The 22,202-nt window shown below is 58.5% G+C and carries 15 protein-coding genes, 2 pseudogenes, 2 CRISPR repeat arrays and 1 riboswitch; of the genes and pseudogenes, 11 read left to right on the top strand and 6 right to left on the bottom strand.

What is annotated here, in order from left to right; all coding sequences use genetic code 11:
• Nucleotides 1–13: 13 nt before the first annotated feature.
• Complete coding sequence (locus G1C94_RS01935; RefSeq protein WP_172144117.1) at nucleotides 14–319, bottom strand: YhbY family RNA-binding protein; 306 nt, start codon at nucleotides 317–319, stop codon at nucleotides 14–16.
• Nucleotides 320–745: 426 nt separating this feature from the next.
• Here G1C94_RS01935 and cas3 point away from each other — a divergent pair, with 426 nt between their 5' ends.
• The 8 genes from cas3 to cas2e all read left to right on the top strand — a co-directional run bounded on the left by cas3 (nucleotide 746) and on the right by cas2e (nucleotide 9,071).
• Nucleotides 746–3,853 (top strand): CRISPR-associated helicase Cas3', encoded by a 3,108-nt coding sequence (gene cas3 / locus G1C94_RS01930; RefSeq protein ID WP_172144115.1) that lies wholly within the window; start codon nucleotides 746–748, stop codon nucleotides 3,851–3,853.
• A 52-nt stretch (nucleotides 3,854–3,905) separates the two neighbouring features.
• Entirely contained in the window at nucleotides 3,906–4,457 is a 552-nt protein-coding gene (locus G1C94_RS01925) for a type I-E CRISPR-associated protein Cse1/CasA (protein ID WP_172144113.1), read from the top strand.
• On the top strand, nucleotides 4,438–5,082 hold the full coding sequence (gene casB / locus G1C94_RS01920) for a type I-E CRISPR-associated protein Cse2/CasB (protein ID WP_335341198.1): 645 nt from the start codon (nucleotides 4,438–4,440) through the stop codon (nucleotides 5,080–5,082). Before G1C94_RS01925 ends, casB begins: the two co-directional genes overlap by 20 nt.
• A 31-nt stretch (nucleotides 5,083–5,113) precedes the next feature.
• Entirely contained in the window at nucleotides 5,114–6,229 is a 1,116-nt protein-coding gene (gene cas7e / locus G1C94_RS01915) for a type I-E CRISPR-associated protein Cas7/Cse4/CasC (protein WP_172144109.1), read from the top strand.
• Between the two features lie 14 nt (nucleotides 6,230–6,243).
• Nucleotides 6,244–6,993 carry a type I-E CRISPR-associated protein Cas5/CasD gene (gene cas5e / locus G1C94_RS01910; protein ID WP_172144107.1) on the top strand — a complete coding sequence of 250 codons (750 nt, stop codon included), beginning with the start codon at nucleotides 6,244–6,246 and terminating at the stop codon, nucleotides 6,991–6,993.
• An 11-nt stretch (nucleotides 6,994–7,004) separates the two neighbouring features.
• On the top strand, nucleotides 7,005–7,700 hold the full coding sequence (gene cas6e, locus G1C94_RS01905; RefSeq protein ID WP_172144105.1) for a type I-E CRISPR-associated protein Cas6/Cse3/CasE: 696 nt from the start codon (nucleotides 7,005–7,007) through the stop codon (nucleotides 7,698–7,700).
• Nucleotides 7,701–7,761: 61 nt separating this feature from the next.
• The gene (cas1e, locus tag G1C94_RS01900) at nucleotides 7,762–8,715 is read left to right on the top strand and encodes a type I-E CRISPR-associated endonuclease Cas1e (protein ID WP_172144103.1); all 954 of its coding nucleotides are present in this window, start codon (nucleotides 7,762–7,764) and stop codon (nucleotides 8,713–8,715) included.
• Nucleotides 8,712–9,071, top strand: a complete 360-nt coding sequence (gene cas2e, locus G1C94_RS01895) for a type I-E CRISPR-associated endoribonuclease Cas2e (protein WP_335341197.1) — start codon at nucleotides 8,712–8,714, stop codon at nucleotides 9,069–9,071. Before cas1e ends, cas2e begins: the two co-directional genes overlap by 4 nt.
• A gap of 55 nt (nucleotides 9,072–9,126) precedes the next feature.
• A CRISPR array of direct repeats spans nucleotides 9,127–10,387; the repeat unit is 29 nt; unit sequence GTGCTCCCCGCGCCCGCGGGGATGATCCC.
• Between the two features lie 68 nt (nucleotides 10,388–10,455).
• Here the strand turns inward: cas2e and istB are convergent.
• Nucleotides 10,456–11,263, bottom strand: a pseudogene (istB, locus tag G1C94_RS07900) (IS21-like element helper ATPase IstB).
• A gap of 421 nt (nucleotides 11,264–11,684) precedes the next feature.
• Nucleotides 11,685–12,707: pseudogene (istA, locus tag G1C94_RS01885) on the bottom strand (IS21 family transposase); the annotation flags it as partial.
• A 192-nt stretch (nucleotides 12,708–12,899) separates the two neighbouring features.
• Nucleotides 12,900–13,599: direct repeats of the CRISPR family, unit length 29 nt; unit sequence GTGCTCCCCGCGCCCGCGGGGATGATCCC.
• A gap of 244 nt (nucleotides 13,600–13,843) precedes the next feature.
• Between istA and G1C94_RS01880 the strand changes: the two are divergent.
• On the top strand, nucleotides 13,844–14,779 hold the full coding sequence (locus tag G1C94_RS01880; protein WP_172144101.1) for a HipA domain-containing protein: 936 nt from the start codon (nucleotides 13,844–13,846) through the stop codon (nucleotides 14,777–14,779).
• Between the two features lie 136 nt (nucleotides 14,780–14,915).
• On the opposite strand, the gene G1C94_RS01875 is transcribed toward G1C94_RS01880, so the two are convergent.
• Together G1C94_RS01875 and G1C94_RS01870 are read right to left on the bottom strand one after the other, a co-directional pair.
• The gene (locus G1C94_RS01875) at nucleotides 14,916–17,306 is read right to left on the bottom strand and encodes an energy-coupling factor transporter ATPase (RefSeq protein WP_172144100.1); all 2,391 of its coding nucleotides are present in this window, start codon (nucleotides 17,304–17,306) and stop codon (nucleotides 14,916–14,918) included.
• Nucleotides 17,303–17,902, bottom strand: coding sequence for an ECF transporter S component (locus tag G1C94_RS01870; protein ID WP_253902267.1), 600 nt, complete (start codon nucleotides 17,900–17,902; stop codon nucleotides 17,303–17,305). The genes G1C94_RS01875 and G1C94_RS01870 overlap by 4 nt, the downstream gene beginning before the upstream one ends.
• A gap of 5 nt (nucleotides 17,903–17,907) precedes the next feature.
• Nucleotides 17,908–18,061, bottom strand: a riboswitch (FMN riboswitch).
• A gap of 217 nt (nucleotides 18,062–18,278) precedes the next feature.
• Between G1C94_RS01870 and ppgK the strand changes: the two genes are divergently transcribed.
• Complete coding sequence (gene ppgK / locus G1C94_RS01865) at nucleotides 18,279–19,046, top strand: polyphosphate--glucose phosphotransferase (RefSeq protein WP_172144209.1); 768 nt, start codon at nucleotides 18,279–18,281, stop codon at nucleotides 19,044–19,046.
• 125 nt (nucleotides 19,047–19,171) lie between these two features.
• Nucleotides 19,172–20,329 carry a pyridoxal phosphate-dependent aminotransferase gene (locus G1C94_RS01860; RefSeq protein WP_172144098.1) on the top strand — a complete coding sequence of 386 codons (1,158 nt, stop codon included), beginning with the start codon at nucleotides 19,172–19,174 and terminating at the stop codon, nucleotides 20,327–20,329.
• Nucleotides 20,330–20,401: 72 nt separating this feature from the next.
• Here the strand turns inward: G1C94_RS01860 and G1C94_RS01855 are convergent, their stop codons facing one another.
• Nucleotides 20,402–22,066 (bottom strand): aryl-sulfate sulfotransferase, encoded by a 1,665-nt coding sequence (locus G1C94_RS01855; RefSeq protein WP_172144097.1) that lies wholly within the window; start codon nucleotides 22,064–22,066, stop codon nucleotides 20,402–20,404.
• Nucleotides 22,067–22,202 lie beyond the last annotated feature (136 nt).

Here is a 22,202-nt window from a genome sequence, read left to right as displayed (position 1 = left end):
CGCTTGACGCCCCCTATTCCCTGACCAGCCGAATGTGCTCGACGTCATCGCGCTGCGAGCGGCGATAGAGCACGAAACGGTTGCCGATGGTCTGCACCACGTCCGCGCCCAGCTCTTCGGCGAGTTGAGCCGCAGCCTCTTTGGCTGTCAACCCCGACCCATCCTGCACGGCGCATTTGATGAGTTCGTGCTTTTCGATGGTCTCGTCGGCCTGTTTGATGGCCGCCTCGGTCAGGTCGTTTTTGCCGACGTAGAACAGAGGCTTCAGCGAGTTCGCCAACCCGCGCAACTGCTTGGTCTGCTTCTTGGTCAGTGTCATATTCGCCCCTCTGTTGTCCGTTTCGTAAATGCCGTCCCCAGCATAACCCAACCCGTGCCGGCACCCCATTCCGTGATCAACCAGACGACACTTTGTCCATTTGGTCACAGCCGAACCCCATCCCGTGACGAACCAGACATCATTACGTCCGTTCGGTATTGGGGCAGATTTCCCCATGACCAACCAGACGTCATTACGTCCGTTTGGTATTGGTCGGACCCTAGTTCGTGACGAACCGGACAGTATTACGTCCGATTGGTATTGGGATGGGCTGTTCTCGTTACGGATCGGACACTGTGTTGTCTGTTTGGTCACGCAACAGTTTCTTCGCGATAGCCCTCTTCGTGACGAACCAGACGGTACATTGAATGGGAAGGCGCTATATTGCTGATAGACATGCGGCATTGGCGGTGAAAGGCATAAACAATGAATGATGAGCTGAATCTATCCGCTGAAGCTCGTTCCCTGTGGGGAAAGACAAACCGTAAAGATGAGAGCGAATGGCTGCCTCTGTACGTGCATATGGCTGATTCTGCGGCTATAGCGGAGCGGATTTGGCAACATTGGTTACCGGAAGGCACTCAGAATGTTATCGCCCGGGATGTTGGGAACGACAAGGAACTGGCGAAGAAGGTCTCCGTATTTCTTGCTGGAGTGCATGATATCGGCAAGGCCACACCGATATTCCAATCCAAGCCTATCTGTTTTGATCCTTCAGGCAATGGGCTGAACTTGGCATGGAAGCCGAGAAAAGTGGGCTTAATGGTGGATGATTTCAGGAATACCAACCGTCCCAGCCATCCAATTGCAGGACAGACCATCCTTGAGGCTTTTCTTGAAGATGGCAATGGGTGGGATAATGATGCCGCCCGGTCGTATGCCAGCGTGGTCGGTGGCCATCATGGCACGCCTCCCACAAACGGAAAAGTGTGGGACGCAACTGAGGTTGAAGGGGACAGGACTGGTGTCAACAATGTCAAATGGGCGGATACACAACATGAGTTAATCGAGTTCGCATTACGGCGTGCCGATCTTCATAACGATGCCTTGCGCTCACTGGGCCAGCATCTGTTGAGTGCCGAATCGGCTGTGCTATTGACAGGGCTGACCATTATGGCGGATTGGATAGCTAGCAATAGTGACATCGATATGTTCCCGCTGGTGCCCTTGATCCCCAGTCAGATTGAGAAAGATGATTCGGATTGTGCTGATCCCACAGCGGATCGGAACGGATGTGATATCGCGACTTGGTCGGGGCTTGACAAGCGCGCACGACGGGCTTGGCAAAACCTTGATTTGCCTGCCGCATGGAAACCATTGCGACTTCATGGGGACTACCGCGATTTTTTCCGGTCGCGTTTTTCCCTTCCCGAAGGAGCACAACCGCGGCCGGTGCAATTGGAGGCGATTCGTGCCGCCGACACCGTTGAATCTCCGGGACTGATGGTGATTGAAGCGCCGATGGGTGAAGGGAAAACTGAGGCGGCTCTTGCGGCCGCGGAGATACTGGCTCGTCGAACTGGTCGCGGTGGGGTGTGTGTCGCTTTACCCACGATGGCAACAACGGATGCAATGTTTGGCCGTGTCCATGAGTGGCTGGAATCTTTGCCACAACAGGATGCTGAATCGGAGAAGTCAATCTGGCTGGCGCACGGCAAAGCCCAACTGAACGATGAGTTTCGGGGAATCATTTCCGCGTCTCATGGACATTTCTCTTCGATGGATGACGATTCATCTGAAACCCGCAATCCGAATCCATTCAAGAAAATAACCTCTGAGGTCGTTGTTTCTGATTGGTTGTGGGGGCGTAAGAAAGGATTGCTCGCAAACTTTCTGATTTGCACGGTAGATCAGGTGCTTATGGGTGCGTTGCAGATGAAACACGTCGTGCTCAGGCAGCTTGCCCTCGCGAACAAGGTGGTCATCATCGATGAATGCCATGCCTACGACTCATATATGAGGGAGTATCTTAATCGTATTTTGGAGTGGCTGGGTGGCAGTGGCACTCCGGTCATATTGCTCTCGGCCACCTTGCCGGAGCAACAGCGGTCGGCAATGATCGAAGCTTATCAGCTTGGGCAATCCGCGGCTTTGCCGAAAGAGAAATCCAAGCCCATCAAATTGGATGTTCGGACGCGGGGAATAAAACCTGGAATGGGGTGCCGCCCTGACTTAGTCAAGACAGAAGTGAGCAATTACAATGACGCGAATGGCTATCCGCTGATTACGTACACCGACGGTGCTCATGTGCGGAGCGTCGATATCAATCCGTCCGGCAGAAGCATGGAAGTTCGTTGTCAGGTTATTGCTGATGCGGATGAGAGCTTGATCGGTGTGGTGGATAATCTCCTGCAAGATGGCGGCTGTATCGGCATAGTCTGCAATACGGTTCACCGCGCGCAATCGACCGCATCGTTGATGGAACGGCATTTTGGCAGTGACACTGTGCGGCTCACGCATTCGCGATTCATCGATATCGACCGAATGGACAACGAGCAGGAGTTGCGAGAGCTCTTGGGTAAGAACAGCACCACGCGGAACGGTAAAAGGCCGGATCGGTTAATCGTCGTCGGAACTCAGGTGTTGGAGCAGTCTCTGGACATAGACTTCGATGCTCTTGTCACTGACATCGCTCCGGTCGATTTGGTGATGCAACGTTTGGGGCGTGTGCACAGGCACCGCCGTGGGGACGGCGAGTGTGACAGGCCGCGGGGGCTGAGGCGGGCGACTTGCTATATCCGTGGCGTCGATTTCTGGGATGATGATGGCGTTCCTCATTTCGCCAAGGGGCTGACTGCAGTCTATGACGAGGCGTCGTTGCTGGAATCCCTTGCGGTTTTGGGATTGACGGTTCCTGCCGCGCAATCGTTGCAGGAGTTGCCGTCGGATATCGCCAGAACGGTGAGGGATGCCTATGGGGACAAGAGATTAGCCTTCGTTCCCGAAGGTTGGAGGACGCAGTATCTCAAAGCCAGCGAGATTCGTATGCAACGGCAGAAGGAGAAAGAGAACCGCGCTCACGGCTATCTCATGAGATCTTTGAAGGAAATGAACAGCAATCGACAGTCGCTTACGGAGTGGTTCTCGGATCGCAAAGTGGTTAATCCGAATGATGACGAAGGGTCGCGTGCGGTGCGTGACACGCAGGAGACGGTTGAGGTCATGCTGCTGGTGAAGGACTCCGGGCAAATGCGCCTGTTGCCATGGGTGTCGGATGGGCGCGGTGTGCCTGGGGGAGAGTCGATTCCCTCGAGGCTGGTTCCGGAGGAGCCGCTCGCAAAGGTGATGGCGCAATCCACGGTTCGTTTGCCTGCGAGTCTATGCGTTTCCGACAAGCTGGACGAGCTTATCGCCCAGCTTGAAGATGGATGTGCCGATGAGGCGGAGCCATGGCAGGAATCCCCTTGGCTTGCAGGTAAATTGGCACTGTTTCTGGCTGACGTCGATGGAAATGGAACCTGTTTTGAGACCACGCTTTGTGGGCAGAAGCTGGTTTATTCCAAGGCCAGTGGGCTGGAATTGGTTCGCAACTGACTGTGTTCAAGCGTTTGCCCCTTATAATTGTCTTGGACATAGCGAACATCTGATGAATGCCGTGACCATTCATGTGCAAGGCATGACGTATGGCACTCAGAACAGTGTGTTTGAAACGGGAATAGATGATTCGCTATGTCTTCCCATCGCAATGCTGCGACATGACAGTAAGGCCGTCGGCCATGTGATGGAAGTGGTGTCCTGCGCCGAGGATGCCGTAAATGCTTTGGCGGAATATGTTGTGAATCTGCAGATTGCGGCTGGAAGCCAGGCCTCAAAAGCGAGCGTTCAAGCTTACAAAAATACGGTGCGAGAAGCGGCGTACGCGCGACTGGACTTGCTGTTCAGGAATCGTCTGGCCGGATTCGCCGAAGACAAGGATGTCACTGCGTACAGCAATGCGTGGAAGAATGAAATCCATCGCATCCTGCTCACAATAAGTGATGAATATGCAGGCCAATCGCAGGTGTCGGCCTTCCAGGAACATGAGTCCAAAGGCATGGTCATGAGCGCGGCGCGAGCATTGAGCATGTTCCGGGGAAGGCTCAATTCAGTATTGGGTTCGCTGCCAACTGAAGCGCGGAATGCGCAGAGGGGAGAGTAAGGTGTTGAATCGTAGGGGAAAGGCCAAGGCAATTGGCCGATTCGTATGTAAGCGGGTTCTGGAAATACAGAATCAATACACCCGTAATGGCGGTACTGCGCAAGGACGCGCCAGAGTGGCCATGTTGAGGCGAGGGCTCGGACAGCGCTCGTCGACATGGATGGACATCGGAGAGGATGTGTTCTCGGATTGGCCGCAGGAATTAGGCGCACCTGGCGATGATATTGAAGCCGTGCGCGCAGTGCAGACAGCTTTGAATCTTTATGCGGTGCATCAGCAGTCGAAAGACTATGGCGTTGCGCAATTGCCGGACGATCAGGGTGAATGGGCTACCTTCGGTCGCTCGTGCAGATTGATATGCCCTAAGTTGGAGGATGCCAATGGGGTCAAGCGCAGGTTGAATTCCGTTCAGGCAGCAACTGACTTTGACGGGGCGGTGCGTGGTATGCGTGCTCTGGTCATGCTGATGCGAAGTGCGAAAAGCAAAGCGGGGGATAGTCGGATTCGTCTCAACTACTATTCTCTGGCGCAGGATCTGTATCTTATGCAGTTCGACGAATTCCGTGATGAAATTTTCCAACGCTGGGCCAGTGATTATTTCAGAAAAATAGCCGATGAAAAATAGAAAGCATTTTATTTAGAAGGAGAACCACACTATGTTCGTAGACATTTACGCCATCCAATCCGTTCCGCCGAGCAACATCAATCGCGATGACACCGGCAGTCCAAAGACCGCACTGTACGGAGGTGTGTTGCGTGCACGTGTCTCCAGCCAGGCATGGAAACGTGCAATGCGCGAGACCTTCAAAAAAAGCGTTGATGCCGGTCAACTGGGGGTACGCACCAAGAATGCGGTTTCTTTGATCGGTGATGCGATTATCAAAAAGAAGCCTGAACTCGCCGAAAAGGCCGAAGAACTTGCAGTACAAATACTGAAAACAACTGGTGTGAAAACCAAGGAATCTGATCGTGCTGGTGAAGATAAAGGGCAGCAGGTCACCGAATATCTGGTTTTCATTGCCAACAAGGAGATTGACAAGCTGGCTGACCTGGCGGTGGAGTCGGAAGAAGGGCAATACAGTGAATCGGTCTTGAAGAAAAAAGTCAATGAAGCGTTTCAAGGCAGTCAAGCCATTGATATTGCGCTTTTCGGACGCATGCTGGCCGATGCCCCCGAGCTCAATACCGACGCCGCCGCACAAGTTGCCCACGCGATTTCGGTCAACCAGATCACGCCGGAATACGACTATTTCACTGCAGTTGACGAATGCGCTTCGAGTGATAATGCCGGTGCCGCAATGCTGGATACCGTGGGCTTCAACTCCTCGACGCTGTATCGATATGCAACGGTGAATATCGACTCTCTGCACGAACAGTTGCAGGACAAAGAAGCCACTGTGCGCGCGGTGTCAGCTTTCGTTGATGCCTTCCTGCGCTCCATGCCGACCGGCAAGCAGAACACGTTTGCCAATCGCACCTTGCCTGAATCTTGCGTGGTGGTAATCAGAGATTCCCAGCCCATCAATGTTCCGCAGGCTTTCGAGCAGCCAATCAAGCCGAGCTCCGACGCTTCCATCTCGCGGCAGGCGACCGCTGCGCTGGCCAAGAAACTGGCCCAGGTGCAACAGATGTATGGCGAACAGCCGGTTGCCGCATGGAACGCAGTGATGGATGAGCCTGTTAGTGACTTTGATGGTTGGAGCGAACGGGTCAATATTCCCGAACTCGAAGAGCAGCTGAGTGAGAAGCTCGATGAGCTTATTGCGGATTAAACAGGAGAATTCGTATGAGCGTATTGCTGTTACAGTTGGCGGGTCCCCTGCAGTCGTGGGGTGATTCGTCTAGGTTCATCCGGCGGGAGACAAAGCGAGAACCTACAAAGAGCGGCGTGATTGGAATGCTGGCGTCGGCTCAGGGAAGGGCCCGCGAAGAGTCGATTGAAGACTTGCTCAAGCTGTCTTTCGGAGTGCGTGTCGAGCAGGAAGGGCGGCTATTGTGCGATCTGCAAACGGAGAAATCCCTGACCCGCACAAAAACAGGGAAATTCGAGAAGGTAATGCCGCTGACCAACCGCTATTATCTTGCCGACGCTCGTTTCTTGGTTGCGCTAGGTGCTGATGTCTCTTTGCTGGAATCCTTGGATCAGGCTTTGCGGTCACCTCGATGGCCGTTGTATCTGGGGCGACGGTCTTGCCCCCCTGAATTTCCGATTAGTTTGGGAGTTCATGAGGAATATGAGAACGTGCGGCAAGCCCTGGAGAGGGAGCGATGGCACGCCTCGGGTTGGTACAGGAAACGTTACCATTTCCCGGATTTGAATATTGCCTGTGACTCCGATGAAGGCGAAACCGCTTCAAGTCAAGCGGATATTCCCTTGTCCTTTAGCCAGAACGGCAGGAAATATGCTGGACGTGCCGTCCACCGGTATCAGATTGCCAATCCAGATAAGCCTTTGAATGATGAGGATGGCCATAACGGGCGGAGTGACATGCCGCCGTTGTTTACAGGTGAAGACGATCCTCTTGGTTTTGCGTAAGGAATACGAAGATGTTCATTTCCAGAATTCCGCTGAACATGGCGAGACTCAGCGCCAAGCAGTTGTTGGATTCCCCATATCGCATGCATGCGGCTGTCGAGAGCGCGTTTCCTCCGGGAAGTGTGCGCGAGAGCGGCGAGGGGCGTATTCTGTGGCGCGTTGATTTATCGGAGAGTGACCACAGCGTTTGGCTGTATGTGGTCAGCCCGGAGAAACCGGACTTCACGCATATTGTGGAACAGGCCGGCTGGCCCTTACGGGCAGAATGGGAGACTAAGGATTACTCACCGTTGCTTGACCGTGTGGCCAAGGGGCAGCAGTGGCGGTTCCGCCTAAGGGCAAACCCTGTTCGTAAGGCGCGCACTGATGAAGGGAAATGCTCAAGAGCCAACAGCGACAAGATTATCGGGAAAATCCAGGGGCATATTACGGTGGCTCATCAACTGCAATGGCTGTTGGATCGTGCTGAGAAGAACGGGTTCAAAATCCTGACGGCTGACGGCGAGCCGGATGTCGTAGTCAAACAGCGTCATCGGGAGAGCTTCAAACGCGGTGGCGGTACAGTGACCTTGACGACGGCGGTATTTGAAGGGGGCCTTGAAGTGACGGATGCTGATTTGTTCAGGCGCGCGTTATGTTGCGGCATTGGCAGGGCCAAGGGCTTCGGCTGCGGTTTGCTCACAGTCGCGCCGGTAAGAAACAAGTGATTGTGCTGAGAGGTTGCGCCGTTGGCTTGGCTAATGGCTTTTTAATGGAGGTTGTCGCTGAATGCGTGCTGGTTTAGGAACTCCGCCTCCGGAACTCAACGAATTGGTTCGAGCCGAAGACCGTCTCTCGTTTGTTTACTTCGAGCATTGTCTTATTAACCGTGCCGATAATGCCATCACCGTTATCGACGATACGGGGACGATCCATGTGCCCGCGGCCTCACTCAGTGTGCTTATGCTCGGTCCCGGTACGAATATCACGCATCAAGCGATGACGGTAATCGGAGAAAACGGCGCGACTGTAATTTGGGTAGGTGAGCGTGGCGTACGTATGTACGCGTTCGGCAAACCGCTTACCCATTCGTCGCTATTGTTGCAACGACAGGCATCGTTGGTGTCCAATACTCGCAAAAGGCTCGCCGTTGCGCGGCAGATGTATCAAATGCGCTTTCCCGGCGAAGATGTCAGCGGACTGACTATGCAGCAGCTCCGTGGGCGCGAGGGGGCACGTGTTCGGCGAGTATATAGGGAGTGCTCTGCGCGTACTGGTGTCGATTGGGATAAACGCACCTATGATCATGATGATTTTGACTTCGGCTCTGAAATCAATAAGGCCTTATCGGCTGCGCATACCTGTCTGTATGGCTTGGTTCACGCCGCGATTGTTGCCTTGGGCTGTTCCCCGGGGCTGGGCTTTGTGCACGTCGGTCATGAACGATCGTTCGTGTATGATATTGCGGATTTGTATAAAGCTGAGCTTTCAATACCTGTCGCTTTTGAGACCGCGGCGATGATGCCGGATGATATTGGTTCTGCGACGAGACATCGTATGCGGGACGCAGTGTATGACTTGTCGTTGATGAAAAGAATGGTCGTCGATATACGCTCACTGCTTGGTGCTGATGGGTTGGCGGATGAAGTTTTCGAACAAGACCATGTGGGGTTGTGGGATGACCACAAAGGTGAGGTGGCTGCCGGCATTGCTTACGGAATCGACGAGGAAGATGGGGCATGATGATTGTCATTGTGTTGACGGCGTGCCCGGTTGGATTAAGAGGAGATCTAACGCGTTGGCTATTGGAAATATCTCCTGGTGTGTTTGTGGGACGCATAAGTGCACGAGTACGAGAGCGCCTTTGGGAACGCATCACTGATTTATGCAAAAACGGTCGTGCGATTATGGTCTATTCGGCACGTAACGAGCAACATCTGGCCTTTAGAGTTCATCAGTCAGATTGGGTGCCGACGGATTGTGACGGTTTGGAACTGATAAAGAGGCCTGCCGCTGAGGGCGGTTCCGGCAATCGGAATAGGCGACGTGGGTGGAGTAATGCCAGTAAGTATCGTCGCGTCAAGCGGTATGCAAAGTGAATGAAAATGAAAGTCGTGCCCGATGTAAGCCTTGGAAATTGTATACTTTGGAAGTGTGCTCCCCGCGCCCGCGGGGATGATCCCCACCGACCACACAGATAGAGCGCGATGGATTGGTGCTCCCCGCGCCCGCGGGGATGATCCCTCATGCCTGATGCCACCCGGTATTACACCCGGGTGCTCCCCGCGCCCGCGGGGATGATCCACGCGATTAAGACACCACCACTCAACCTCGTTCGTGCTCCCCGCGCCCGCGGGGATGATCCCGTTCTCGCCTCCAGCACTTATCTCAATCCCACGTGCTCCCCGCGCCCGCGGGGATGATCCCCGGCGATGTGACTCCCGACATGTTCGGCGTGCGTGCTCCCCGCGCCCGCGGGGATGATCCCATGGATGTGGCCAAGGCGCAGGCGAGGATTATGTGCTCCCCGCGCCCGCGGGGATGATCCCATACCAAGCGATTCCATCCGGCCGTTCCATCTGTGCTCCCCGCGCCCGCGGGGATGATCCCCTCCACTCTGGGAATTCCGCGCCGACTCGCGAGTGCTCCCCGCGCCCGCGGGGATGATCCCAAGGACAACGACGGCGACGGTGTGGTGGACGAGTGCTCCCCGCGCCCGCGGGGATGATCCCGATGGTTATCACGGCGCGAGGTTATGGGAAGAGTGCTCCCCGCGCCCGCGGGGATGATCCCATATCAAACTCGTAAACGCGATTAAGACACCAGTGCTCCCCGCGCCCGCGGGGATGATCCCTGCAAGTTATGGATGAAAATGGTGATTTTGTGGTGCTCCCCGCGCCCGCGGGGATGATCCCTGGAAGCTGAACACTTTGGCCGTGTCGGGGCCGTGCTCCCCGCGCCCGCGGGGATGATCCCGCGCCGAGCGTGAGGTGTTCACCGTCGAACGCGTGCTCCCCGCGCCCGCGGGGATGATCCCATGTCGAACTCGTACACCTGATTGATGCACCAGTGCTCCCCGCGCCCGCGGGGATGATCCCCCGCTTGTACTGGGTATCGTTATAGGCTCTCCGTGCTCCCCGCGCCCGCGGGGATGATCCCCACAGATGCCCCCACGGCGAGTGTGGTTAATGGTGCTCCCCGCGCCCGCGGGGATGATCCCAGACGCGCCGGACTTGCAAACCGGGTACAACGGTGCTCCCCGCGCCCGCGGGGATGATCCCTCGGGAAAATGAGTGTTAAGGTAATCGCACATGCGGCGACGACAGTGCTCCCCGCGCCCGCGGGGATGATCCCTGGCTGGAAATGCCGTTGATTGTGCCGGAAATGTGCTCCCTGCGCCCGCGGGGATGATCCCGCGATGTTCTGGATGGATGTATTTAGTCAAGTTGGTGTTTCGTGAATAGTCACGAAGTTTTTTCGGTTTTAGTCAGGGAGCGTTCCGGCCTGTTCCTGTGTTTTCTCCTTGGGTTCGGGCAGGTGTTCCGCGGTGGTTCTGCCGAACATGAGCGCCTCGCTGACGCGGCGGCTTTGCCCGGTGAACTCCAGCAGTCGCCCGTGGTGCACGATTCTGTCGATGATCGCGGCCGCGAGTTTGTCGTCCGCGAAGACCGTGCCCCATTTGCCGAACTCGATGTTCGTGGTGAACACGATGCTCCTCCTTTCGTAGCTACCCGCGATGATCTGGTAGAGCAGGCGCGCCCCGTCGATGTCGAACGGCACGTAGCCGAATTCGTCCAGGATGATCAGGTCGGCCCTGCCGATGTCCCTGAGCATCGGGTCGAGGCTCCCGTCGCGTTTGGCCTTGCCGAGCTGGAGCACGAGCTCGGCGGTCTGGTGGAACCGCACGCTCATGCCTCTTTCCACGGCCCTCATGCCGAGCCCGATCGCGAGGTGGGTCTTGCCCCTGCCGGTCTTGCCGTAGAACACCAGGTCCTGCGCGCGCGGCACGAAATCCAGGCCCGCCCAGCTCGTCGCGCGTGTAGCCGTCGGGCAGCCTCACGTTCGTGAAGTCGTAGCCGTCCAGGCCCTTGACGACGGGGAACCTGGCCCGGCGCGGGAACGGTTCGCGTTTCGAGCGTTCCCTGTTGGCCAGTTCCGTGTCGAACAGCCTGGACACGGCCTCGGCCTGCCGCGGCGTGGCCCAGCCCGAGAAATCGTCCATCGTGGCTCTGGAGATGAACAGGCTCCGGGCCTTCGCGTAGAGTCCGACGTCGTTCCTCGCGGCCATCATTGCGCCCTTTCGTGTCCGTGGCGGTGAACGCGATGTCATATTCGCCCGGGTTGGGCTCCTCGTCGTCGTATTCGATGCGTTCCACGCCCTGCGCGAGCCTGGCGGCGAGGAGCGCGACGCCGGACCTGCCCACCCCGCCGGTCGATTCGAGCGTGGCGAGCATCGCCTCGACCGCGTTGGCCCAGCCGGATTCCCGGTCCACGTGTTTGAGGGTCTGCAGCGCCCCGCGCCGTTCCCTCTCGTCCTGCCGGTCGAGCCATTCGCGCAGCGGGTCGGGCAGCATGTCGCGCACGAGGCTGTTGGGCCACGCGCCCGGCCTGTTGCACAGCAGCGCCAGCTGCATGGATGGGTCCTCGCTGCTGGTGCTGGCCTGCCCGTACGCCCTGGGATGCGTGGCCAGGCGGGTTCCCCGCGCGTCGAGGATCTCGACCTCGAGGGCGCGCAGGCCGACGAGCACGTCGCGCCGCGCGTTCGACGCGTCCGTGGAATAGCGGTGCCTGCCCTCGAGCGTGACCATGCCGTACTTGTCGGTCCTCATGCGTTTCCACGTGACCGCGTCGAAGCGTTTCCCGGGCAGGGGCAGCAGGGCCGCGCGGTCCTCGGCGAACAGGCCGAGCTCCTCCCCGTCCCTGGCGTAATGCGGTTTCATGCCGAGCCCCAGGCACCGGTCGGGCAGTTTGGCGTTGAAGTTCTCCAGGCTCCACACGCTCGGCCTGGGCACGAACAGCTTGCGGCGGATCATGCCGACCTTCGCCTCGACCGCGCCCTTCTCATGGCCGGAATGCGGATTGCACAGGGAACTGTCGAACCCGTAGTGCGCCTGGAACGCCTGGAACAGGCGCGCCATGCGCGTCCCGTCCCCGCGCGTCCTGCGGCCCACGCCCGCGGCGTTGTCGAACACGATGCGCCCGGGCACGCCACCGAGCCATTCGAACAGGTCCTGCAGCGCCCGGCACGTGCATTCCGCGTTCTCGCCGGGCATGAGCTGGGCCAGGCCGACGTTCGAGTACGGGAAGTCCAGCACGAAATGGTGCATCCGCTGGACCGCGCCCCTGACGAGCACGTCGACCTCGCCGAAATCGGCCTGCGCCTCGCCCGGATGCCACGCCAGGTCCATGAACGCATCACCGGGCTCCGTGGCGGACTCGCGCCTGAGCCTGGCCACGGCCCGCGTCACGCCCGACAGCGACACCCCGGCGCCGTGCTCGTCGCGCAGACGCTCCCAGACCCGGGTCGCGGTATGCCGCTGCTTGCGCCAACTGCCGCGGTCCTCGGCGAGCCACTGCTCGATCAGGGGCAGGTACGGGTCGATCACCGAGCCGCGCCGCCTTCCGACGGGCGGTTTCTCGGACAGGTCGTCCATTCTGAGGTATTTGCGCACCGTGGGTTCGCTCACGCGCTGCTTGCGCGCTATCGACGCTATGGATTCGCCGTTCCCTCTCATACGGCGAATAGACTGTATCTGGGACATGCTGATCATTTGCCTTTCCGGCCCTTTCCACTGGAGATATGAAGCACCATCCAGTTAAGGCCTGTAGGTGGTCGGCATGCTCCCTGCCTAAACCCGAAAAATTTTCGTGACTAAAAACATAACTTCCCATTGAACACAAACATGGATGGAACCGCCATAGTCGATGTGCTCCCCGCGCCCGCGGGGATGATCCCTTTTCGATTGCCGTATTGACTTCGGCCAGAGCGTGCTCCCCGCGCCCGCGGGGATGATCCCGACTTGACGTCCATCCGAGCCCGGGTGAACGTGTGCTCCCCGCGCCCGCGGGGATGATCCCACCGTTGCCGCCGAGTTTCTCGTAGACCCGGTGTGCTCCCCGCGCCCGCGGGGATGATCCCTGGACGAGATAGCAATGGAGGACTATCTTGAAGTGCTCCCCGCGCCCGCAGGGATGATCCCCACGCCAATATCGGCAGCCTTTTCGACCCGGTGTGCTCCCCGCGCCCGCGGGGATGATCCCCCGTGCCGTCGGCCTGCACCTCCTCGACGACGGTGCTCCCCGCGCCCGCGGGGATGATCCCAGGCTGGCGTGAAACCCAACGCGATGGCCATCGTGCTCCCCGCGCCCGCGGGGATGATCCCTGCTCATGGTCAGCTGGTACTTGTTCTTGATGGTGCTCCCCGCGCCCGCGGGGATGATCCCTGTGCCGAGCAGGAGAAGAATAGGCAGGGTGGGTGCTCCCCGCGCCCGCGGGGATGATCCCGTTTCGACGGTATTCCCGTCCTTGACCTGCTCATGTTCCCTGCGCCCGCGGGGATGATCCGGCCGACGAAGAAGCCCGAGCGCAAGCCGAAGCGTGCTCCCCGCACTCGCGGGGATGATTCCACAAGATAACCGAAGTTTAGCCCGGAAAGGCCGTTGTTCTCGAAGTCCCCGATATGGCTAATCGTCCGCCGGCGATCCGTGGCAGGGGCAGGATTCTGCCGACTCGATGAACATGGTCGCGCAGGAGACATCGACCGGCGGGATCATGTGAAATGTCGTTGATAAGACGGCATCGGCTCTCGGTGAGATTATCGGAAATCACTGGAAGCGGATAACCCCAAGCGTGTAGGTTAGGATATCGGGTATGAGCGCATTGATTAATTTCGAGGTTTGTCCCAAGTCCGGCCGGTTCTATGCCGGCAACGCCGGGCGTAAGGTCGGCATCGAATGGCGTGAGTCCGACTGGCTGTTGAAATTCCCCGCTTCCACCGGCAAATTACAAGGCTCCGTCCCTTCGTACACGACTGCCCCGTTGAGTGAGTATCTTGGATCGCATGTGTATGAGATGCTTGGCATCCCGGTTCATGAAACGGTTCTCGGTGTGCGCGACGGCAAGGTCGTCTGTGCTTGCAAGGACTTTTCCACTGGCGGCAAGTATCTGATTGAATTTCATGACTTGAAGAACTCCCTATCCGATGACGAGCCGGGATTCACCGAATCCGCATCTACGGGGGCGGGAGTCGTGCTTGCCGATGTGCGCGCGGCGATCCATCGCATCCCCGAACTCGCCGGCATCACCGGTGTGGAGGATCGCTTCTGGGATATGTTCGTGACGGATGCCTTCATTCGCAACATAGATCGCAACAATTCGAATTGGGGAGTGCTTTCCGATGGGCAAGGACATTACGAGCTTGCGCCTGTGTATGCTAATGGCAATTCGTTCAATAACAAGCGCACGGAATCCAGTATCGGAAAACGTCTGCTCGATGACGATCTGATCAGGCAGGACGCCTTTGACGTGCGCTCCTGTTATGTGACGGATTCAGGCAAGCCCATTGCGCCATTGAAATACATTGCGTCAGGTCATGATATCGAATGCAACAAAGCGCTGGAGCGTTTTATGGGACGCTATGAGCCGTCCGGGTTCGTTGAACTCATCGACTCGATTCCCGAACAGTCCCTCGGCCTGACGGTGCTTCCCACAGGGTTTCGCGATTACCACAAGCAAGTCATGTCCTATCGATACGAGCAGGTATTCTTGCCGGCTTGGAAGGAGATATCGTCCAGCGAAGGCTTATGATCTTTCCGTTTCGATCGAGCCGTTTATCGTATGCGGAGCAAGGCTCCTTTTCGCAGAGTTTTGATTTATAACCTATTTCGGTGCTTCCCGCGCTCGCGGAGATGGGTACGAGGCGGCACATCGAGTGTCTGATTTGTTACGGGAGGAGGCCGAGGAGGAGGATGGCGGCGATGGCCGCTAGGGTGAAGAGGGCGAATAGGCAGTCGTTGAAGCCTAGCCGGAGCAGGTGCCAGTGGGTGCGGGTCAGGCCTTGTTCGTAGCAGCGGGCGTCGAGGGCGAGGCTCAGGTTGTCGGCGTGACGCAGGGCGCCGGCGAATACCGGCACGATGATCGCGCCCATTGCGCGTATGCGCTGAAACGCGGAACCTGTCTCAATGGAGCCGCCGCGAGCCGATTGCGCATCGAAGATGGAGCGCACCTCGCCGACCAGCGTGGGGATGAAACGCAGGGCGAGACTTAAGACCAGCGCGGTTTCCTGCGTGTGCAATCCCAATCGCCGCAAGGGGGAGAGCAGCGAGGCGAGCGCGTCTGTAATGGCCGTGGGTGTGGTGGTTTCCAAAAACACCGCACCCAGAATGATCACCATTGCGAAACGGCAGATATATAAGCCCGCTGTCGCCAGTCCCTCATCGGTGACGGAGAACGAGCCGAAAGTGAACAGCGCTGTGCCGGTGCGCACAAAGAAAACGTTCAGCAAGCCCATCAGCACGAATAGAACGAGAAAACCATGAATGGAACGCAGCAAGCGGCCGGGCTTGATGCGTGAGGCGATAACTATGGCCAGCACGGCCAACGCCCCCACTGCAAGCTGCGTGGCGTTGCCGATGGCGAACGCACACAGCATCAGCGCCAACAGGGCGGGCAGTTTCACGCGCGGGTCGAGGCGGGCGATGGGGGATTCCTCGACTCGCTTCGCTCGCTCGGAATGACAGCGTGATGGCTGGTCTTGCTCGGAATGACGAGAAGTATTGTCTTGCTTGAGACGGCGGTGTGAGGACTTATCTTGTTCGGATTCCCCTCCAAGCTCGATGACGCGGTCGGCGAGTTGGCGCGCCTCGTCCGAATCGTGCGTGATTAGCAATACGGCCACACCACTGTCGTGCAGTGAGTCGATCAGCTCGCGCACGTAAGCGCGTGCCCGCGCATCCAACCCGGCGGTCGGCTCGTCCATTACCAACAGACGTGGGCGACAGGCGATAACCCCGGCGATGGCTGCAAGCCGCTGCTGGCCGACCGACAACGCGAACGGCGAGCGTTCGGCCAAGTGCTCGATATGCAACAAACGCAACGCCTGCCCGACTCGTTCGGTCGCTTGCTTGTCGCCAAGCCCCTGATTGCGCGGGCCATAGGCCACATCTTCGGCCACAGTTTGCGCGAACAGTTGGCGTTCCGGGTGCTGCATGACATAGCCGACTGCCCCGCGCAAGGCCTTGAGTTGGCGGCGGTTGGCGTATCTCATGTGTCGGCCGTCTCGACGGGCCACAGCGATGCCGGCCACGGTGATATCGCCCGAGGAGGGCTTGCCCAACGCGCATACCAGCTTCGCCAGCGTGGATTTGCCCGAGCCGTTCGCGCCCATCAGCGCCACGGTTTCGCCGGCGTTGATATGCAGCGACACGTCCGCGAGCACAGGGGAGACGGCATCGGGGTAGGCGAACGTCACGTGGTCGAGCGAGACGAGGGGAGTGGTCGGCTCCTGCAATGCCATCTTGGGTGCGGGTGGGGTTTGTTCCTTCGCTTTGGACATGGACGGGCTGTGTTCCGTCGCTCCGGGCGCAGGTGACTGTTGTTCCGTCATCCTGTGTGAAGGCCTGATCGCAGCCGCAGATTTTCCCGGCGATACATCGGCAATCCGTCCGTCCTCCAACTGCAGCACCCGGTCGGCGTGAAGCGTTTCCTCCGTGCGGTGAGTGACGTGCACGATGGTGGTGCCGGATGCGTGCAACGTGTCCAACACCGCCATCACTTCGGCGCGCGAAGCGGCGTCGAGCATGGCGGTCGGCTCGTCCAACACCAGCAGGCGCGGATGCATGGCGAGCATGCCGGCAATGGCGGCGCGTTGCTGCTGCCCACCGCTGAAACGCGTCGGGTCTGCCATGCGCAAATCCGTCAGGTCAACACACTGCAAGGCGCTGTCGATGCGCCGCCCGATTTCGTCCCGCTCAACCGCCAGATTTTCCGGGCCGAATGCCACGTCATCTTCCAGAACAGTAGTCACGATTTGATCTTCGGGATTTTGGAACACCGCGCCGATGCCGCGCCGCGCGGTGCGATAGGACTCGGCGTGCGGCCCATCGTCCCCAAACACAGCACAGCCCAGCAATCGCACCGAACCCGAATCAGGTGCGGCCAATCCCGCAACCAGCCGCGCGAGCGTCGATTTGCCCGCGCCGTTGGGTCCGATCAGACACACACATTCACCGGAGCGGATGTCCAAATCCACTCCATCCAGCACCCAAGTGGCACCGTTGTCATAGCTGAATCGCACATCGTCGAGGTGGACGGTGCCCCCGATAACGTTGTTCATCGGTCAAGCAGTGTGGTGATGGGCTTGTAGATCAGGAACGTCACCACCGCGTGAATGGCGAATTTCAGCAGATTGAACGGCAGCAGAACCGGCAGAATCATGGCCGCCACCTGCGCGGTGCTCATATGGGCGTATATCGGCGTGATGAGCAAATTGCCAACGATGGCAATGATCAGTGCCAACACCATGCCAACCGCCATGCCCCACGCGGCACCCGCCCGTGTGCGCATGCGCCGGTAGATGAGCGCGGCGGGCACACTCAGCGCCACCGCCACCGCCATCGACATCAGCGCGCCCCACGGATTGGTGAACACATGCGGCAGAAAACCAAGCACCGAAACAATGCCGGCGGCGGACGGCCCGAACGCGAACCCCGCAATCAGGCAGACAATGCCCGAGGGATCGTATTTGAGCCAAGGCGCGGCGGGGAATATCGGCAGTTCGATGAAGCTCAAGACCATCGCCAGCGCGACGAACAGCGCGTAGATGGCGATGCGTCTGGTTGACCAGCGCCCCGAATCGGCCACGCCAGTGGAATGCGATCCGTTGGCATGGTTGCGTGTTGGACGCGGTTGATTATCAGAAGATACGCTCATGCGAGCCCTCGTTTCTTTCATCCGGCCTGTCACCGTTGGCTTCGGAATCTCACCGAATCGGCCGCTTGCGCGGCTCGCGGGCTTGCCGACGGCCCGTTGTGGATCGGATGGGCTTCGGATCACCGCCAGTAAGGAATTGCACCTTCCCTGAAACTGATAGGGCAATCTATACGCTAACCGCGAGACGACGAAAAAGTATTGAGCTATTTGCGTATTATTGGGCGTGTTCGCCGGGGGTGAACCCCGCGCCACGCCGATGCCGTTAACTGGTGCATACGTTTGCATAGAATGTGGGGTATTGAGCGCCCCGTGGCGCGCGGGCTAGTATTGCAAGTACCGGTTCGAGAACATCACCTTCTATCGAAGAGAGGCAATGATGATTGAAACTGCACAGGCGTTCGGTGTCGATATCGGTGGGTCCGGCATCAAAGCCGCACCCGTCAATTTGGAAAAAGGCGAGTTTGCCGAGCCGCGTCTGAAGATTCTCACTCCGGAAGTGTCCACCCCCGAAGCTGTGGCTGGCATCGTCAAGCAGCAGCTCGAACATTTTGAAGTTCCCGAGTCCGCGCCTGTCGGAGTGGCGTTCCCCGCTCCCATCAAGCCGGGTCAACCGCTCGATTTCATGGCCAACCTCGATCAGTCCTGGGTGGGCACCGACGTCACCGCCGTGTTCTCCGAGGCTTGTGGTCGCCCGGTTACCGTGGTCAACGACGCCGATGCCGCCGGTCTGGCCGAGCAGCAGTTCGGTGCGGCCAAGGGGCATGATGGCCTGGTCGTCGCCACCACGTTGGGCACCGGCATCGGCACCGCCCTGATCATGGACGGCGTGCTGGTTCCGAACACCGAGCTCGGCCACATCATTCTCGACGCCAAGCATTTGGACGCCGAGAAATACGCCGCTTCCTCCATCAAAGACAAGGAAGACATCAGCTACAAGAAGTGGGCCAAGCGCCTGACCAAGTATTACGGCTTGCTGGAGAAGTACTTCAATCCGGATCTGTTCGTGATTGGCGGTGGCGTGAGCCGCAAATCCGACAAGTTCATTCCGTTCATCGAAGTCAAGACCAAGGTTGTGCCCGCCATGTTGCGCAACGAGGCTGGCATCATCGGCGCTGCCTATTACGCCAGCGTCAAACAGCGCTGAACTTGCGCATCTACTTTTTCGGAGGTTCTGGCTCCTAGGGATAGCCGGAACCTCCGTTTTTATTGTGGCGCTTGATGGTGTTACCGCGATATGCCCTGTGGCATGTCCTGAGTAGGCTGGTGGGCATGAGTGTTCGTTTTTCGTCGCGGGTGAACGTCAGTGCGCCCAATCCGATTGCCCAAGCCGAGGCGCTGACCAAGCGCGAAGGCGTCGCGCTGGCCAAGCTCAACGACTCCAATCCCACCAACCACGGCTTGGCGCCGAAAGACATGCCGGGCCGCTATGAAGCCGATCCGCGCGGGCCGCGCGCCGCACGCGAAGCCCTGGCCAAGTTCCTCGGCGGCGTGAACCCGGAAAGTCTCTATCTGCTCTCGTCCACGTCCCAAGCCTATTCGTGGCTGATGAAACTGTTGTGCGACCCGGGCGACGTCGTGCTCGCCCCCAAGCCCGGCTATCCGCTGATTGCCTCGATCGCCGGCCTCGAATGCGTGCAAACGTTCGACTATCAGTTGCGCTATGACGGTTCCTGGTATATCGAGCCGGTCGACATCGAGATGCTGCTCGACACGCCCCAAGGCCAACGAGTGCGCGCGCTGGTGCTCATCAACCCGAACAACCCCACCGGTTCCTATGTGAAACAGGCCGAGCGCGAAGCGTTGGTCGCCTTGTGCCGCAAGCGCGGCATCGCCATCATCGCCGATGAGGTGTTCTACGATTACGACCTTGAACCGTTTGCCGGCAACAGGCGTCTGGCCGGCGAGACAGGGGTGCTCACGTTTGCACTCGACGGTTTCTCCAAGATGCTGGCCGCCCCGCACGCCAAAGTGGGCTGGATCCGCGTGTCCGGCCCGCCGCAAGAGGTGGCTGAAGCCCAGCGCAGACTGGACGTGATCGCCGACGACTACCTGCCAATGAGCGACCTGATCGCCGAGCGCATCCCCGCGCTGTTGGCCGCGGCTGGCGGGCAAACCGCACGCGTGCGCGAACGCGTGCGCGCCAATCTCGCCACGCTGCACGCGCTGCTTGCCGCCGACGAACAAGGAGTGGTCGACGTCCTGCGCGCCGAGGGCGGCTGGAACGTGCTGGTGCGCGTGCCCGCCGTAATCGACGAAAACGAGCTGGTGCTGCGGCTCATTGCCGAGCACCGGCTCACCGGCCAGCCGGGTTATTTTTTCGACATGCCAGCAAACGGCTATCTGGCCGTATCCCTGCTGCCGGAGCCTGAAGAATTCCGGCGTGGCATCACCGCCCTGCTTTCCGCCGTCAACGCGCTGTTGGAATAGCGCAATCCGCGGGTGTTCGCGCCTTGTTTGCCTGTCGGCATGCGCGGCGCACCTGCCGTTCGAGCCGGCGGTTCAGGCGAAATAGAAGCCTTGGAAGTCGTACAGGTACACGCGATAGATGTATGAGGATGCCAGCTTCATGCTGTATTGCGCCTGCAAGTTGCCCGCGTTGTCGTATATGCCGAAGAGACCCTGCATGCCCGAGTCCACAAGATTGAGGTTGTCGCCGATCTCCTGCACGGAGCTGACGTAGGGCGAATACGGCACGTCGAAGGAATTCACCTCGCTGTAGGTGCCTGCGCGCTCGTCCACCAGATACTTGCGCAAGTGGGAACGCGAGTTTTCGTCCTTGGGATTCTGCGAGGTGCTGATGCCGCTGACGGTTGTCCAGTCATAGTCGGGACGGGTCATGGCGTAACCGAACCCATTGTCGAACAAGGTGAGGTAGTACTGCCCCTCGCCCAAGGAATCGTCAGTGCTGAAGGTGATGGAGTGTTGGCCGCCGGTGTCGGAAAAATCGCCCAGCTTGGTCAGGAAGGAGGATTGGTAGGAGGTATTGTTCCACACGCTCGATTCGCCGATCATGTATTGCAGCTCGGGATTCGTCTCGATATTCGCGATTTTGATGATCGTGGAGGTTTCTCGCGCCGACAGCAGGGCCGAACCGTCATCAAGCAGCTGGATGGTGTTGCAATGGATCCAGTCCCAGCGGCTCTTGGCACCGGAATCCGATTCGTCTATGCCCGAATGGTCGGTGAGTGCTTTGTAATCGGCGAACATCGTCCCCAGATCGAGCAGTTGGGTGACCTTGCCGGACTCGGTGTCGAGTTTGATCACCTGATCCTGCACGGCATGGTCGGAACGAGTCAGGTCGGTGGCGAGCAGCACGATGTCGCCCTGCGCGTCGAGCGCATAATCGTGGTGGAGGATGAACTGATCGCCCAGATCGAGTATCTTTTCGAGCTTGCCGAGACGGTTCATACCCACCATCGTGTGCGTGGAGGCCGAGAACCACATCAGGTCGTCATGGAAGAGCAGACGGTGCGATCGGTAGAATTTCACCGGCACTTCGCCGCGCACCACGCCGTTGACATCGTAGTAGTACATGAAATCCTGATCGTCGGAATCATTGCCGAGAATCGCATACAGCCCATTGCCCACGGTCTGCGTGGCTGGCGACGAAGGCTCCATGGGCTGTTCGAGACGCACCTCTTCCTCGCCGAGCAGTGAGGGGCCTTGGTGGTTGATTGTCTTGGAAGCCACGGTCGCGCCGTTTTCGTCACGCAGCGTAAAAGTGATGGTGTTGTCAGCCTTCGGAATGAGCCCGAGCACCACAAACTCGTGGGTGGTCGAAAAGTCCTCGCCTTGGTTGGCCGTGGCCGAGAAATCGGGGTAGCCCTCGGCGTGCACCGTGTAGGAAACGCTGGTGGCCGTTTCGGTGGTGAAATATACGTACAGGCTGGTGGTGTTGGTTCCGTACGGATTGTCCGTCACGAACGGCTCGTCGAGTGTGGCTTCGGCTGCTTCGCGCTTGGAAGAAAGCGTTTCGTCGGCCATCTGCTGGTAATCCGTGGTGTAGATGTTCTCAATGGCCGCGTTCAGCCGTTCGATGCGACGCTGTTTGACTGCGGCGTTGATGTTGCGCTCGCCAATGGGATATAGGACGATGATGATGGCTACGGCGGTGATCAGCGCGACGGCTCTGACGATGGTGGTTTTGATGGCACGGGGTTTCATGCTGCGCTTTCCGATAGTGACGTGGTGTGTCCTCTACAAGTGTGGCACTCCCGTTCCTGTGGTTCTTGGGATTCGGGCGCGTGTCCCTTATGGTTTGCTTGGATTTTTCTTAGAGTCTGTTGGAATTAGACGGTAT

This window comes from Bifidobacterium panos, assembly GCF_012932445.1.
GTDB lineage: Bacteria > Actinomycetota > Actinomycetes > Actinomycetales > Bifidobacteriaceae > Bifidobacterium > Bifidobacterium panos.
The sequence above is the reverse complement of the archived record's forward strand: the minus strand, read 5'-3'. Positions and strand labels throughout refer to the sequence as shown.